The organism is Treponema primitia ZAS-2 (genome assembly GCF_000214375.1).
In the GTDB taxonomy this organism is placed as follows: Bacteria; Spirochaetota; Spirochaetia; order Treponematales; family Breznakiellaceae; genus Termitinema; species Termitinema primitia.
The window spans coordinates 680592-693769 of the sequence record NC_015578.1 but is presented as its reverse complement, the minus strand read 5'-3'; the positions used below and the strand labels follow the sequence as shown (position 1 = coordinate 693769).

The 13178-nt window shown below is 53.6% G+C and carries 15 protein-coding genes; 8 read left to right on the top strand and 7 right to left on the bottom strand.

Features of this window, described 5'->3' with window-relative positions; all coding sequences use genetic code 11:
* Position 1: 1 nt before the first annotated feature.
* The gene (gene murJ, locus TREPR_RS03065; protein WP_015706824.1) at positions 2–1621 is read left to right on the top strand and encodes a murein biosynthesis integral membrane protein MurJ; all 1620 of its coding nucleotides are present in this window, start codon (positions 2–4) and stop codon (positions 1619–1621) included.
* A gap of 104 nt (positions 1622–1725) precedes the next feature.
* Here murJ and tyrS read toward each other — a convergent pair whose 3' ends face one another.
* Positions 1726–2976: a tyrosine--tRNA ligase gene (gene tyrS, locus TREPR_RS03060; protein ID WP_015706823.1), complete on the bottom strand. Its 1251-nt coding sequence runs from the start codon at positions 2974–2976 to the stop codon at positions 1726–1728.
* A gap of 191 nt (positions 2977–3167) precedes the next feature.
* On the opposite strand from tyrS, the gene TREPR_RS18100 reads away from it, so the two are divergent.
* Both TREPR_RS18100 and TREPR_RS18095 read left to right on the top strand, forming a co-directional pair.
* Positions 3168–3344 carry a type II toxin-antitoxin system HicB family antitoxin gene (locus TREPR_RS18100; protein ID WP_015706822.1) on the top strand — a complete coding sequence of 59 codons (177 nt, stop codon included), beginning with the start codon at positions 3168–3170 and terminating at the stop codon, positions 3342–3344.
* Positions 3341–3514 carry a type II toxin-antitoxin system HicA family toxin gene (locus TREPR_RS18095; RefSeq protein ID WP_015706821.1) on the top strand — a complete coding sequence of 58 codons (174 nt, stop codon included), beginning with the start codon at positions 3341–3343 and terminating at the stop codon, positions 3512–3514. Before TREPR_RS18100 ends, TREPR_RS18095 begins: the two co-directional genes overlap by 4 nt.
* 98 nt (positions 3515–3612) lie before the next feature.
* On the opposite strand, the gene TREPR_RS03055 is transcribed toward TREPR_RS18095, so the two are convergent.
* From TREPR_RS03055 to TREPR_RS03045, 3 genes are all read right to left on the bottom strand, one after another.
* A complete protein-coding gene (locus TREPR_RS03055; protein WP_015706820.1) occupies positions 3613–5901 on the bottom strand; it encodes a vWA domain-containing protein in 2289 nt (762 codons plus the stop codon).
* 19 nt (positions 5902–5920) lie between these two features.
* Positions 5921–7555, bottom strand: coding sequence for an Ig-like domain-containing protein (locus TREPR_RS03050; RefSeq protein WP_015706819.1), 1635 nt, complete (start codon positions 7553–7555; stop codon positions 5921–5923).
* Positions 7556–7620: 65 nt separating this feature from the next.
* Positions 7621–7833 (bottom strand): hypothetical protein, encoded by a 213-nt coding sequence (locus TREPR_RS03045; RefSeq protein WP_015706818.1) that lies wholly within the window; start codon positions 7831–7833, stop codon positions 7621–7623.
* A gap of 130 nt (positions 7834–7963) precedes the next feature.
* On the opposite strand from TREPR_RS03045, the gene TREPR_RS03040 reads away from it, so the two are divergent.
* Positions 7964–8290 carry a helix-turn-helix domain-containing protein gene (locus TREPR_RS03040; protein WP_169313402.1) on the top strand — a complete coding sequence of 109 codons (327 nt, stop codon included), beginning with the start codon at positions 7964–7966 and terminating at the stop codon, positions 8288–8290.
* 25 nt (positions 8291–8315) lie between these two features.
* Here TREPR_RS03040 and TREPR_RS03035 read toward each other — a convergent pair whose 3' ends face one another.
* A complete protein-coding gene (locus tag TREPR_RS03035; protein ID WP_015706816.1) occupies positions 8316–8573 on the bottom strand; it encodes a type II toxin-antitoxin system MqsA family antitoxin in 258 nt (85 codons plus the stop codon).
* 1 nt (position 8574) lies between these two features.
* Entirely contained in the window at positions 8575–8871 is a 297-nt protein-coding gene (locus TREPR_RS03030) for a DUF4258 domain-containing protein (RefSeq protein WP_015706815.1), read from the bottom strand.
* A gap of 166 nt (positions 8872–9037) precedes the next feature.
* Here TREPR_RS03030 and flgF point away from each other — a divergent pair, with 166 nt between their 5' ends.
* Genes flgF through TREPR_RS03015 form a run of 3 tightly spaced genes read left to right on the top strand, consistent with a single transcriptional unit; the run spans position 9038 to position 11227 of the window.
* Positions 9038–9889: a flagellar basal-body rod protein FlgF gene (gene flgF / locus TREPR_RS03025; protein ID WP_015706814.1), complete on the top strand. Its 852-nt coding sequence runs from the start codon at positions 9038–9040 to the stop codon at positions 9887–9889.
* 15 nt (positions 9890–9904) lie between these two features.
* Positions 9905–10702, top strand: a complete 798-nt coding sequence (gene flgG / locus TREPR_RS03020) for a flagellar basal-body rod protein FlgG (protein WP_015706813.1) — start codon at positions 9905–9907, stop codon at positions 10700–10702.
* Between the two features lie 12 nt (positions 10703–10714).
* Positions 10715–11227, top strand: a complete 513-nt coding sequence (locus TREPR_RS03015) for a rod-binding protein (protein ID WP_015706812.1) — start codon at positions 10715–10717, stop codon at positions 11225–11227.
* A gap of 51 nt (positions 11228–11278) precedes the next feature.
* On the opposite strand, the gene TREPR_RS03010 is transcribed toward TREPR_RS03015, so the two are convergent.
* Positions 11279–11953, bottom strand: a complete 675-nt coding sequence (locus tag TREPR_RS03010) for a CPBP family intramembrane glutamic endopeptidase (RefSeq protein WP_015706811.1) — start codon at positions 11951–11953, stop codon at positions 11279–11281.
* A 128-nt stretch (positions 11954–12081) separates the two neighbouring features.
* Between TREPR_RS03010 and TREPR_RS03005 the strand changes: the two genes are divergently transcribed.
* A complete protein-coding gene (locus TREPR_RS03005) occupies positions 12082–13131 on the top strand; it encodes a flagellar brake protein (RefSeq protein WP_148257222.1) in 1050 nt (349 codons plus the stop codon).
* The last annotated feature ends 47 nt before the right edge of the window (positions 13132–13178 follow it).

The window sequence follows — 13178 nt, the reverse complement described above, 5'->3', positions numbered from 1 at the left end:
TATGCCCATGCCCAGCTCCGCCCGGTCCCTGCTCCGTCACGGTTCAGCTCTGTCCCTTCTCACCCTGGGTTCCCGCATCCTCGGCCTCCTGCGGGAAATGGCCAAGGCCAGCCTCCTGGGTACCAGCGCCCTGTCCGACGCCTTTTCCGTAGCCTTCATGATCCCCAACCTCTTCCGCCGGCTCTTTGCCGAAGGCTCCATCGCCGTGGCCTTCATCCCCACCTTCAAGGAATACCTCTTGGCATCCGGCAATGGGGACGGTGGCGTTGAAGCCGCAGGTCACGCCCAAATCCGGGAGTTCCTCTCCTGCATCTTCACCTTTTTGACCTTCTTCGTGACCCTGGCGGTGATTGCAGGCATCCTGGTGACCCCCCTGGTGGTGTCTGTTTTTGGCATGGAGGAATATAACGAGACCGTCTTCCTCACCCGGCTCATGTTCCCCTTTCTGGCTTTTATTTCCCTGGCAGCCTTTTTTCAGGGCATCCTGAACAGTGTCCGGATATTTGCCCCCTCGGGGCTGGCGCCCATACTGCTCAACCTGGTCACCATACTCTGCGCCTACGGGCTAAGCCGTTTTACCGCCAACCCCGCCCGGGCCATGGCAATCGGCATTCTTGCGGGGGGGGTTTTAGAGGCTGCCATCCAGCTTCCCTTTGTGCTGCAGAAGGGTTTCCGCTTTTTTTTCACCGGCCTGAAACGGGCCTTCAAGCACCCCGGCACCCGGAAGGTACTAAAGCTCATCGGCCCCACCATCATTGGTATGGCAGCCTACCAGCTCAACGATCTGGTATCCACTGCCCTGGCAGGAAATGCCGGGGCGGGGGTGGTTTCAAGCCTTCAATACTCCCTGAGGCTTCAGGAACTGATCCTGGGGGTCTTTGCGGTGTCCCTGGGCACGGTGCTCCTGCCGGACCTGGCGGAATACGCCAAATCCGCCCAATGGGCACTCTACAATGACCGGCTGATCTCGGCCATGAACATCATCGCCCTGATCACCATCCCCATCACCTTTTTTTCCCTGGCCCAGGGCGAAACCCTGATACGGCTCCTCTTCCAGAGCCGCAGTTTCAATGAACAATCCGTGGCCCTCACCATGTCCGCCTTCAGCTTCCACATGCCGGGACTCTTCTTTATAGCCCTGAACCGCATCCTGGCTCCGGCTTTCTACGCCCAGAGCGATTCTAAATCACCCACCCTGGCGGGGATCATCTCCTTTGGGGTGAACATAGCCCTGGCAACGCTCCTGGTCGGCCCATTCCGGGGCGCTGGCATTGCTTTAGCTCTGTCCCTGGCCAGCGCAGTCAACACGGTACTCCTCCTGGTCTTCCTTCGCCGCAACCCCTACATTACCCTGGGCAAAACCCTCCGCTCCGCCCTGCTCTACGCCGCCAAACTGATCCTCTTTTCCTGCATCGCCGCCCTACCTGTTTTAGCTCTGTCCCCCCAGCTCCCCAGTTTCACCGGCCATGGCCGCATTCTCGCCTACGGCGCCCCCCTGGCCATCAACGCCGCCCTGTTCGGGGCAGTAGGCCTCCTCCTCCTGACACTGACCGGCGACCCCCACCTGGGGGCGGTGGTGGCCCTGCTGAGACAAAAACGGGGCAAGAAGGATGAGGGATAAGGCCGGGCCTCAAGCGTCACCGGCGGGACTCAGAACGTCACCAGCAAAGTATAAACGGCGCCAACAGAGACTTAGGCTTCAGAGGAGCGACAGGGCTTGGCCCCCTACCGGGTGGTTACCCGGCAAAACCGCTTTTTCCCCGCTCGGAGCACCAGTTCCCCGTCGCCGTCCAGGGCGTCAGCCCCAATCAGGGCGGCTACGTCAGTGATGGCGGCCAGCGAAGCCGTGTCGCCGCTGGCGGACACGAAGGCGCCGCCTTGCTGGACCAGGCGGCGGGCTTCGCTTTTGGTGGGGGTCAAGCCTGCATCGGTGAAAAGGTCCACCACGTTGTAACCGGCCTGGAACTTTGCCAGGGACAGAGCTGCGCTGGGCATGGCGGATTTGTCCCCGCCCTCCCCCCCAAAGGCGGCCTTAGCGCCGGAGAGGGCTTTGTCGGCTTCATCATTGCCATGGATCAGGGCGGTTACTTCCCAAGCCAGGCGCTCTTTGCCTTCGTTGGGGTTCTTGCCCGGGGCGGTGATGGTGTCAATCTCTCCTACCGGGAGGAAGGTGAACATCAGGAGGAAGCGGCGGAGGTCGGCGTCCTGGACATTGCGCCAGTATTGGAAAAATTCGTAAGGACTGGTGATGGCCGGATCCAGGAAGATGGCGCCTTTTTCGGTTTTGCCCATCTTTTTACCGTCCGCGGTGGTTACCAGGGGGAAGGTCATGCCGAAGACTTCGGCGCCTTCGATACGGCGGATTAGGTCCGCGCCTGCCACGATGTTGCCCCATTGGTCGTCGCCGCCTATCTGGAGGCGGTTGCCGTGGCGGCGGTACAGTTCCAGGAAGTCGTAACTTTGGAGGAGCTGGTAGTTGAATTCGATGAAGGAAAGCCCGGTCTCCATGCGCATTTTGTAGGCTTCAAAACTGAGCATACGGTTCACCGAAAAGTGGCTGCCGATTTCCCGGAGAAAGTCGATGTAGTTCAGGTCCGCCAGCCAGTCCTTGTTGTTCGCCGTCCGAGCTCTGTCCCCGTCGAAGCCCAGGAACTTGTCCAGTTGGGCGGCGATGCAGGCGGCGTTGGCGTCGAGCTGCTCGTAGCTCAGCATCTTCCGCATCTCGGTCTTCCCCGAGGGGTCCCCGATCCGGGCAGTCCCCCCGCCGATGAGGGCTATACCCTTGTGCCCCGCTGCCATAAGGTGGCGGAACGCAAAAAACGGCACCATATGGCCGATGTGCAGACTGGGGCCCGTGGGATCGCAGCCCACGTAAAAAGTTACCGGACCGGCGTCCATCAGACGGGAAAGGGCATCCGGGTCGGTGCACTGCTGGAAAAGTCCGCGGGTTTTAAGGTTCTCTAGGGCCTGGTTCATAGGGCTCCATCCATACAAAAGATTTTGTTCAGTATATCCCGGATAAGGCCTTTTTTTCAACTCCGCCAAATGAGCTTGTCAACGATCAGGGCTATGAGGGGCCTTTTATCGAAAATGCAAGGGGCCACGACGCCTTTGACTATTGATGTATCAGAGGGTATACTTAGCTATAATCGAGCAGGAGGGCTGCAATGGAAAAACAATACACCTATTGGCAAGAGGATGGGTGGTATATTGGGTATTTTGATGATTTCCCCGATCACCCAACCCAGGGTCAGACCCTTGAGGAATTAGAAGATATGCTCAAAGATCTATATGATTGCCTGGAACTTTCTAAATACCATAAAGCAAAATTATTTATTGCATGAAACGGGTAGATTTAATCAGCGCCATAAGCAAGAACGGGGCTCAATTTGTGCGTCATGGCGGAGGCCATGACGTTTACCGGCAGCCAAAAACCGGAAAACAATCTGCTGTTCCCCGGCATAATGAAATAAAGGAATATGTAGCCAGGAGCATTATAAGGAATTTGTCATAATTTAAGACCTCGTCCCTCCCCCCCGCCTAAGGGGCGGGGGAGCCGTTTCCCGGGCCTAAGCCCGGAAACCCGCCCACACCATCCTGGCTTAGCGCTTTCTAGTTCTCAATCTTGAACCATGCGCGATCTTCGCCTGCGGTCCCCGAACTATTTTTCTCATAACCTATATCAATAAAATAATGGCCTGCCGATGTCACCGGTATAGCTATCGTTTGCGAAGCATTTCCGGATATTCGGTACTGATATTCGGTAATTGATAGCGCAGAAAGAGAACTCCACGAATAATTGGACTCACGAGGACCAGAAGCAATAAGGTACAAACCGCTAACCAATGCATAATCGCCATCCAATTCTGATGAAACATCCAGTTGAATTTGCACGGTTGTTGCCCCAATGGTGGAAAAATCTATCCTCATTATTGTCTTCTCATCGTCCAAAATAGCAGGTGATTTATATCGCCCGTCAGCCTGCAATATCCAGGGCTCTGTTATGGATGTGGGGGTTTTGGGTGAATATATATCACTAATTTCGCCTTCGTGATACTGCGAATATATATCCTCAATAAAGCGGATGGCAGCATTCCTAATATCGGGTATATAGTCTGAGGTGTTGGATGCAAGGGATGTACTGGCATCTAAAACAAGGTATATTATTGCTGAACGTCTGTCAAATGTATAAGCAACGGCGCTGCCTACGGAATACTCACTGTTCCTCTGCCACAATGTATCTGCCTTTTTTTTGGTCCATTGCTTTACGTTGATCGCATTTGCTCTGTTATAGCCTTGAAAATTAGTAAGCACAAAATTTATTTCTGAACCGTTTATCGTTCCGGGTATTGGCCCGTCCCCTTCCGTGGATCCAAAACCGTCTGCGTAGGTAATATTAGTCAAGTAAGGATCGCCGGCTGTATAGGTTAATGTGCCTTCGAAATATTTGGTCGATCCGGATGCGGCGCTTGAATCAATACCAATACTATCAAAGGTCATACGAATTTTCGTGTCAGGATCATTTCCGGTTGTTACCATGGTAAAGGTGGTATCAGTATTGGTGATATTTAAGCCCTCGGCGATTTTCTTAAACTGATCTGTCAGTTGCTCATAATTGGCTAATTTAAAACTTTTACCGGGGCTCGCCAGGGCTGACAAATCACTGGTAAACTTTCCGATATCTTCAACATCACCGCCCTTAACACCTGCTGAATATGCAGTTATGGGCTTTCCTCTAATAGTGCGGGATGTGATCTGGTTTCCAATATAAGCGGCGTATGGACCGCTTTCCATTTGTTTTTGACCTTCCAGTGGGGCAGAATTTGACTGCAAAAACGAACCATTGTCCAACCCATCGGTAAAGGTAATAAGATTTACCGATTCCAGATTTGTTGGATATAATGCCTCGTTGCTTTTCAAATTTGCTATGGCTTTGTGTACACTGTAAAATAATGCAGTTCCGCTTTGCGATGCAATATTATACTGGTACTTCAACGCATTAGTAAGTGTTGTCGTTCCTGCGGCGTCTAAAAAAATCAGGTTCCCATCGAACAGATCTGTGGCAGTCCCGGCAAAAGAGATGATCCCAACGTATACCCCTTCTGCTGAATAGTCAGCCTTGGCAAAACGACTCCCAGTCCCGGTATCTGTATACGTAAAGATGGCCGGGGTTTCCAGGTTATCGTAGATATGGGCGATATCGCCGTCCTGAAAAACAGTTCCGTTATTCAGGGTTATAAGGACCTCGTAATACCCGGAGTCCAGCTCAATAACACCGCTGGCTGTCCTGGAAGCGCTGCTAACGGCTCCAATGATAGTGTTTGGCGCAGTGGTATTCGATAAAAGATCAACCGTAACCGAGGTGCTGGAGGCGCCAAATTTTTGCACGGTCAGATCCGCTATGGTTACCGCAGGGGAATTTGGAAATGTTACCTTGTAGTTCAGCGTTCCTTTTTTCCCACTAGTCTGGGTGGGGCGTAGTTTCACTATTACCGGGACAATTTCCCCGGGCTTCACCTCGACCGTCGGGACGTTTCCGCTTACCACAGGGGTCACCGCCGGTATAAGCTCTGCATCGGCCTTGGACAGATAGCCCTTAACGGTCAGAGCCCAGGGTCCTGCGCTCAGGGAAATTGGCTTTGAAACGCCGCTGTCCAGGACCGCGTTGACCGGGGTCTTCCCGTCGGCGGTAAAGACCAGGGTGTAGTAGAGCCCGTCCCCATTGGGGAGCAGGGTACGGGCCAGGATGCCCTGATCGATTTGTACCAGTACCCCCTGGGACACGACGACCGGCGCGTTGACCGGGCTTTCGCAGCCCAAAACCAGACTGATTGCCAGGGCCAATGCAGCGAAGGCTCCAACCCGGTGTTTTAAAGTCCATATATTCATCATAGTACCCATAGTTTTTCTCCTTATGTCCTTAGTCGGTAACAACCGTAAAGGTTATGTTTTTAGTCCAGGGGACGTTATTTTTGACAACCCTAACGCTCAGGGTATGAGCTCCGAGGGCATAGTCCGCAGCGTTCACGGTAACCTTATCGCTGGTAGAAGAACCTACTATTATCGAGTCGCCGCTATCCACCCGCCATTTCTGGCTGTCCCAGTCGCCAACCAGGATGATAGTTTTAGTGTAATTCATCGCATTACCTTTACTGATAGTAAAACCACCCTGGGTAAAGGCGGCGCCGCTTTCGTCGGTAAAGCTCAGGCTAATGCTATTTGTCGGGATAACGGTTATCGTAAAGTCTTGGGTGTAGTCGGTGATGGAATAACTACCGGAGAAGTAACCCTTTGTCCCGTCGGTAATGGTCGCGCGTACGATAGCGGTTCCTCCCGCTGTGGTGGTTAAGCTATTTCCGTTTATTATGGCAGCCCCGGTAGTACCGGCGTTTGCAACGCTCCACACAATAGTCTGCCAGGTGGCTTCAGCAGGGGACACCGTACCGCTTAAGGTAAGGGGGGTTCCTGCGGTGGCGGATGTAGGGACACCGGTAATGGCGGTAACAGGAGTCATGCTACTGACGTAAATATAAATGGAGGTAGAGTAGTCAGAGGAAGCCGACCACCCCCCGTTGGTAATGGTCGCGGTTATGTATGCGTTATTGCCACTAATGGTTGGGGTAAAGATTCCGTCGATTATGGTACCATAATAGCTATCAACACTCCACTCAATAGTCTGGTTGGTGGCGTTATCAGGATACACCGTACCGGTCAAGACAAGGGGGACTCCTTCGACGGCGGATGAGGGGACATCGGAAATGCTCGTAACGGGCACAAAATCGGATGTGATGGTTATCGTAAAGGATTGGGTGTAGGATCCGATGGAGTAGTAGTAGGTGTAACCGTAACCATAGGAGTAGGAGTCCTCCTTCCCATTGGTAATGGTCGCGGTTATGGAAACGTTTCCCATCTTGGAGGCAGTTAAGATGTTTCCGTTGGTTATGACAGCGCCTGTGCCATCGGCATCTGAAATACTCCACACAATAGTCCGGTCGGTAGCATTATAAGGCGACACCGTACCGCTTAAGGTAAGGGGGGTTCCCATGACAACGGATGTGGGAAGATAGTTAATGTAAGAAACACCTACAAAAGAGCTCTTATTTAATACAATGGTCATTCCTGATGCGGTTAATACAAGTTGCCCTATGTTATTTATGGAATAACTATAGACATCAACGGTCTGTAGAGTCGAAGTGTATTGATATGAAATCTTACCATCCTTTGCACCCCAGGTACCCCCTTGATATACTAATGTAGGATCATTCAACCAAGAACCGGTACTGCCGCCCCAGATTACTGCGGTCCCACTAGATTGAAAGGAAACATTTAATATGGCGCCATCCTGAACATTATCCCTCCAAGTCCCTACTAAGCTCGCATCAATGTCGTTGATGGGGGGACTGGAATACGTGGGGTTGTACGGATTAAAGTTGTTGTTATTGTCGTCGTCGTCTGGACCAAACAAATCGCCGCAAGACACAAATGCCATCACGAATATCAACATAGCTGCTAAAGCAGCTTTGCCGAGTATTGCCGCTCCAAATCGTTTCTTCATAGTAACCACCTCTTTTTCATTTCCTTAAGAAATTATTGTAAAAGGAACAACATGTTCCGGTCGTTCTATTCTTCTCTATGCCCGGACGCCGCTTGCACCGACTTTAGTCGGCAAGTTCCCCGCGCAGCTACTCCCTTTTTCTGGCCGGGTTCCTTTGGTGCAATGGAATTTTGGAGTAAAACCAGATTACGATAGATAGATTTGAGGAATTGCTTACTCTCATAGGGGAGCTGCCGGTAGGTCTCCAGGGGAAAATCGGAAATTTCGCCAGTTTCCACAAATAACTCCTATTTGTGTCCTATAATAGAGGTACAATGCAACATTGTCAATGATATTCTTGTTTTAATGTAATTTTTTTGCTACCTTGATTTTATGAACAAGGGATCAATTAATAGTAGGCTTTTGGAATTGAGGAAAAAGCTGAACCTTAGTCAACTGGACTTTGGTAAAGAGATTTCTGTTTCCCGCTCCCAAGTAGCGCTACTCGAAAAATCCCGGCGTACCGTAAATGACCGCCATATCAGGCTTATTTCCTCCACGTTTTCAGTTAACCCGGTATGGCTCAGGGCAGGGGAAGGGAATATGTTTATTACCCAGGAAGATGTGGAGACCCGGCAAAAGGACGAAAAGGAAATAATTGACTTTTATAACCAGCTTATACCCGAGGTCCGGGTTTTTGCCCGGAATGTGCTTAAAAATTTGGCGGATCTGAACGGCAAAATCCTTAAAAAATGATGCGCCCTTAGGGAGGGCTCTGTGGTCACGCCACCTGTTCGGCGTAGTTCACCACCGCGACATCGGCTACTTGCAACAGAGTTCCCCGCGCAACAATCCCTTTTAGACAATGGTCAACGATGGCTTCAAGTTGGGCGGCCACGGTTCCGGAGTACCAAACATTGCCGCATTCGGTACAAACCGTGGCTGGGACATTTCGAATGACAATCACCGAATTGTTGACATCTTCGGTATAGGTAACCAGTTTTTGTTCCGTTTCAGCCTTACAAATACCACAGGTCATGTTAGCTCCTTCGTGTTTTACCATCCGCTTCCCATTTTTCAGCAGAAGGGCGGTAGGCGGTGATAATGTACAATACGCCATTGCCTATACCACAAACGATATGCAAATCAACCGAACTTATCAAGCAACTGGGGTAGGGATAATCGGTTGCGTATTGCTCAATTATTTCCCCCGTTTGAATGGTATGCTTGATGTCTGTATAACGGATGCCCCGTTGACGCATCCGCGCCAGCACGTGCCCGGTAAGCGCTATTGTTTCATCGGCGCATAACGCTTGCAAATCGGCAATTTCTAGCATATTTTACCATCGCCCATACCCTACTATACCATATCTTTGCTCTTCCCGCCAGCCAAAAAAGACGCCGGGCGCTCCGAGGGGGATTCTTCTCTGTCCCCAAGAATTGAGCTCTGTCCCTATCTAATCTTTTATTTTCCCCCGCCGATATAGTTAAAAGGAGATACACGTGATTAGAGGATGGTATACCGGGGCCAGCGGAATGCGGGCCCAGCAGTGGAAGCTCGATGCAGTGGCGAACAACCTGGCAAACGTGGAAGTGGACGGCTACAAGAAAGACACCGCGGTCCATAAGGCTTTTCCGGAACTCCTGATGCGCCGTATGGATGACGACGGGGTCTATAGGCACCCCTTTGGCTCCGGAGATGCGGCGCCTATTATCGGGAAGCTGGGCATGGGGGTGGAACTGAACGAAATTTTCACCGATTTCCAGCAGGGCGCCATGAAGGAAACCCAGAGCGACTTCGACATTGCCCTGGACGGCAAGGGCTTTTTCACGGTTCTGACCCCCTGGGGTGAACGGTATACCCGGAACGGCTCCTTCGTGTTGGGCAAAGAGGGCTACCTGGAAACTAAAGAGGGCTACCCGGTGTTGGGCGATAATGGCCCCCTGAAGGTTAAGGCGAACAACTTCCAGGTTGATAAAGAAGGGGGGGTCTGGATAAACGCCCAATACGCCGACGACCCGGAACTCATGGTTTCCCGGGACGGCAATACCTGGGACCAGACAGTGCTCCTGGATACTTTGAAGGTGGTGGAATTCGACCTGGACCGGTATTTGCAGAAACAGGGGTCCAGCCTTTACCGGGCCACGGACATTTCCGGGGAAGCCCAGACCATGGAATTGAACACCCGGCCCCGGGTGGTCCAGGGCTTTGTGGAGGCCTCCAATGTGGACCCGGTCATGGAAATGGTCCAAATGATAGAAGTAAACCGCGCCTACGAGGCGAATCAGAAGATGGTACAGAGCGAGGATTCCATGCTCGGGGTCTTGCTCAATCAAACAGCGAAATTCGGATAAAAGGGTAGGTAACAGATGGTACGGAGTTTATGGACCGGCGCGTCCGGCATGATTGGCCAGCAGGCCAATATTGATACGATTTCCAATAACCTGGCAAACGTGAACACTTCGGGCTTCAAGAAGGTCCGCTCTGATTTTGAGGACCTGCTTTATCAGACCGTGAGAACCGCCGGCACCCCTGCCACGGAAGACACGGTGGTTCCCGTGGGGGTCCAGATGGGCCACGGGGTCAAACTTGCCGCCACCCAGCGGATGTTCACCCAGGGCTCCCTCCAGAGCACGGAGAACGTCTACGATGTGGCAATCAATGGGGAAGGCTTTTTCCGCATCCAGACCTACGACGGCTCCTACGGCTATACCCGGGACGGCGCCTTCAAGGTGGACGAAAACGGCCGGCTGGTCACCTCCAACGGCTACTGGGTGCTTCCGGATATTGTGATGCCCGAAAACTTCCTGCCCCAGACCATCACCATTGCCCGGGACGGCCGGGTGGAAGTGAAGACCCCCGCCTCCGGGGATGAAACCGTCCAGGTGGGCCAGATGGAACTCTACCGCTTCCCCAACCCGGTGGGCCTCAACTCGGTGGGCGAAAACCTCTACAAGGTGACCCAGGCCTCCGGTGAACCCATTCCCGGCCAGCCCGGGTATGAGGGCATGGGACGGCTGGAACACAAATTCCTGGAAATGTCCAATGTGTCGGTGGTGCGGGAGATGGTGGACCTCATCGTTGCCCAGCGCGCCTACGAGTTCAACTCCAAGACCATACAGACCAGCGACAACATGCTCGGCACCGCCACGAGCCTGAAGCGCTAGGCGGGGGAGTAGATGGATATCAGCGCCCTGGGTTCCTATTATCTGAATGAAAGCCGGTTCGAGGTGAAAGCGCCGACTGCTACGGCGACCCCGGCGGCGGGGACGGAGAGCGGAAACAATGCCTTCGCAGCGCTCCTGGAACAGGCAAAGATGGACGAAATCTTGAGCTCTGTCCCCACTGTGGACAACGCCACTATGGGCGACGAAGCCGCCGGGGACAGAGCTGCGTCGGAAACTAGGACGATCCCCTTTTCGACCCGCAAGCCTGTGATAGACCGGGAGGACAAGCTCTACGAACAGTGCCTGTCCCTGGAAACCTTCCTGGTAAAAACCCTCATCACCGGCATGCGGGGCACGGTCCAAAAAAGCGGCCTCATGGACGACAGCTTTGCGGGAAATATGTACGAAGATATGCTCTACGACAAATACGCCGAGACCTATACGAAAAACGCCAAGTTCGGCCTGGCGGATATGGCTTACCTGGAACTGACCGGACAGCGTGGTAAGGTAATCACCCGGAACTAAAAAGTCTCCCCCAGCGAGCCGGGTCCATCCCTCTGCGAACTATAAGCCATCCTACAGGGACAGAGCTGTCCAGATATAGACAAAGGCATTATACCCCCCGTGAGCCCAAGCCAACCCATGTAGGGATCGCCGCCGGGCAAAGAGCGCAAACAGAAACGCCCCGGCTAAAAAGGCATTCAACACCCCCAAAGGCCCCTCGTACAGATGGCAAAGGGCAAAAAGGACGCTGGAACACAGCAGCCCCTTCACCGGGCCCACACCCCCTTCTTTGAACCGGGTAAACAGGTAGAACCGGAAATAGCTTTCTTCCAGATAGCCCGTACTCAGGGCGGACAGGGCCATGACCAGAAAGGCGGCGGGTCCCCGGGGCGCCCCAATAAGCGGAGAAGGCAGCTCAGGGAAAAGGGACGCCCCTAGGGCAACCAAGCTGCCCAGCACCAAAAGCCCCGGAAAAGCCAGGAGAAAGCAGCCCAGATCCCGCCGACGGGGCGCCAGATCGCCCAGAGAAACGCTCCGGGAACGGGCAAGCAGGTACCAGACCAGGGCCAGGGCCGGGACATTGTAAGTAAAAATGCGCCCCAATTCCGCCATCGGGACAAAGGGGACGTACTCCACCGCCCCTGCAACAGCTTCCGGAGCAAACCCCGCCCCCCAAACCGGGAGAAAAACGACCCAATAGAGGATCAAAGGCTCAATAAAGCTGATAATACGCCACCTCCATACCATTCCCGCCCCATTCCCAAAGAATAACCACGGAACATACAGACACCCTCCGGCGGGGCCGGGGACTCCTTTTGACAGTACCGGGCTGCTATTGTATAGTTGCATGGTAGGCCGATTATGGGAATGGGGAAATGATGGTATATATACTGATGGCGCTGGTCCCGGCTCTGGCAATTGTGGTGTTTATCCTGCATCGGCCGGCGGGGAGCTCTCCGAATTCCCGGATGTTGTTCTATGCCAAGGGGAAGGCGGCGGGGTTCTCCCGGAAGGAAATTGGGGTGCTCAGGCGTATTGCGGTCCGGGACGAAATGGGGGACCAGACGGCAGTGTTTGGGGACCCGGAGTTACTGGGGCGCTGTATCCGCACTTTGGTGCAGACTATGCGGGCAGTGGGAGACCGGGACCCGGCGGGGCAGGATTTCCTGGCCCGGCTCTACGAATACCGGAAGAAGATTGAGCTGGGGGCCGGGCAGGGTCAGGGTATTACCAGCTCGCGGCAGATGAGCGAAGGTCAGAACCTGCGGGTAGTGATTGGCAATTCCGCTATGTACTACGCAAAGGTTATCAGAAGCGGCTGGGACTACCTGCTCATCACCCGGCCTGCCAACCCTAAGCTGACTACAGCGCCTTCCTGGCTGGGGCAGAAGCTTGCCATCTACTTCTGGCGGGAGGAGGATGCGGGGTATGTGTTTGACTGCGAGGTACTGGACGAGGTGTACTTTAAGGGTATTGCGGCGATCCAGGTGAGTCATTCGCTCTCCCTTTTCAGGACCCAGAAGCGAAAATCTATCCGGGCAAAGACCCATAAGCCGGCCTACCTGTACATCCTGAAAGGTGGTGGAGCGTCCACAAAGCTGGAGGCGGCCCCGGGGCTAAAGAGTATTGTGGAGGATCTGTCCGATACGGGCTGCGCGGTTACCATCGGAGGGAAGGCTAATCCGGGGATGCGGGTTAAGCTTCAGTTCAGCCTGAACCGGGCGCCCCTGAGCATGAGCGGGGTGGTACGTTCTGTGGACTTTACCGAGGGGACTAACCGCTCACTGCTCCACATTGAGGCTGACCCGATAGAGCAGGAAACGAAAAATGCTATCTTTGGCGAGGTGTTTGGGGTGCGGTCCCAGGATGAGGATTTTATCTCCTTCCATCTGGCGGAACAGGAACTGAGAAAGAAGCGCGATTAAAGCATTTCCCGCCTGGGGATCATACCAGGGGCAGGAGTATTCTATAC

Bases quoted from the DNA above. Each gene is read 5' to 3' on its own strand.
- TREPR_RS03005 (WP_148257222.1), top strand. From the start codon at position 12,082: ATGATGGTATATATACTGATGGCGCTGGTCCCGGCTCTGGCAATTGTG.
- TREPR_RS18100 (WP_015706822.1), top strand. From the start codon at position 3,168: ATGGAAAAACAATACACCTATTGGCAAGAGGATGGGTGGTATATTGGG.
- TREPR_RS18095 (WP_015706821.1), top strand. From the start codon at position 3,341: ATGAAACGGGTAGATTTAATCAGCGCCATAAGCAAGAACGGGGCTCAA.
- flgG (WP_015706813.1), top strand. From the start codon at position 9,905: ATGGTACGGAGTTTATGGACCGGCGCGTCCGGCATGATTGGCCAGCAG.
- TREPR_RS03015 (WP_015706812.1), top strand. From the start codon at position 10,715: ATGGATATCAGCGCCCTGGGTTCCTATTATCTGAATGAAAGCCGGTTC.
- TREPR_RS03030 (WP_015706815.1), bottom strand. From the start codon at position 8,871: ATGCTAGAAATTGCCGATTTGCAAGCGTTATGCGCCGATGAAACAATA.
- TREPR_RS03050 (WP_015706819.1), bottom strand. From the start codon at position 7,555: ATGAAGAAACGATTTGGAGCGGCAATACTCGGCAAAGCTGCTTTAGCA.
- TREPR_RS03055 (WP_015706820.1), bottom strand. From the start codon at position 5,901: ATGGGTACTATGATGAATATATGGACTTTAAAACACCGGGTTGGAGCC.
- TREPR_RS03035 (WP_015706816.1), bottom strand. From the start codon at position 8,573: ATGACCTGTGGTATTTGTAAGGCTGAAACGGAACAAAAACTGGTTACC.
- murJ (WP_015706824.1), top strand. From the start codon at position 2: ATGCCCATGCCCAGCTCCGCCCGGTCCCTGCTCCGTCACGGTTCAGCT.
- TREPR_RS03010 (WP_015706811.1), bottom strand. From the start codon at position 11,953: ATGGTATGGAGGTGGCGTATTATCAGCTTTATTGAGCCTTTGATCCTC.
- tyrS (WP_015706823.1), bottom strand. From the start codon at position 2,976: ATGAACCAGGCCCTAGAGAACCTTAAAACCCGCGGACTTTTCCAGCAG.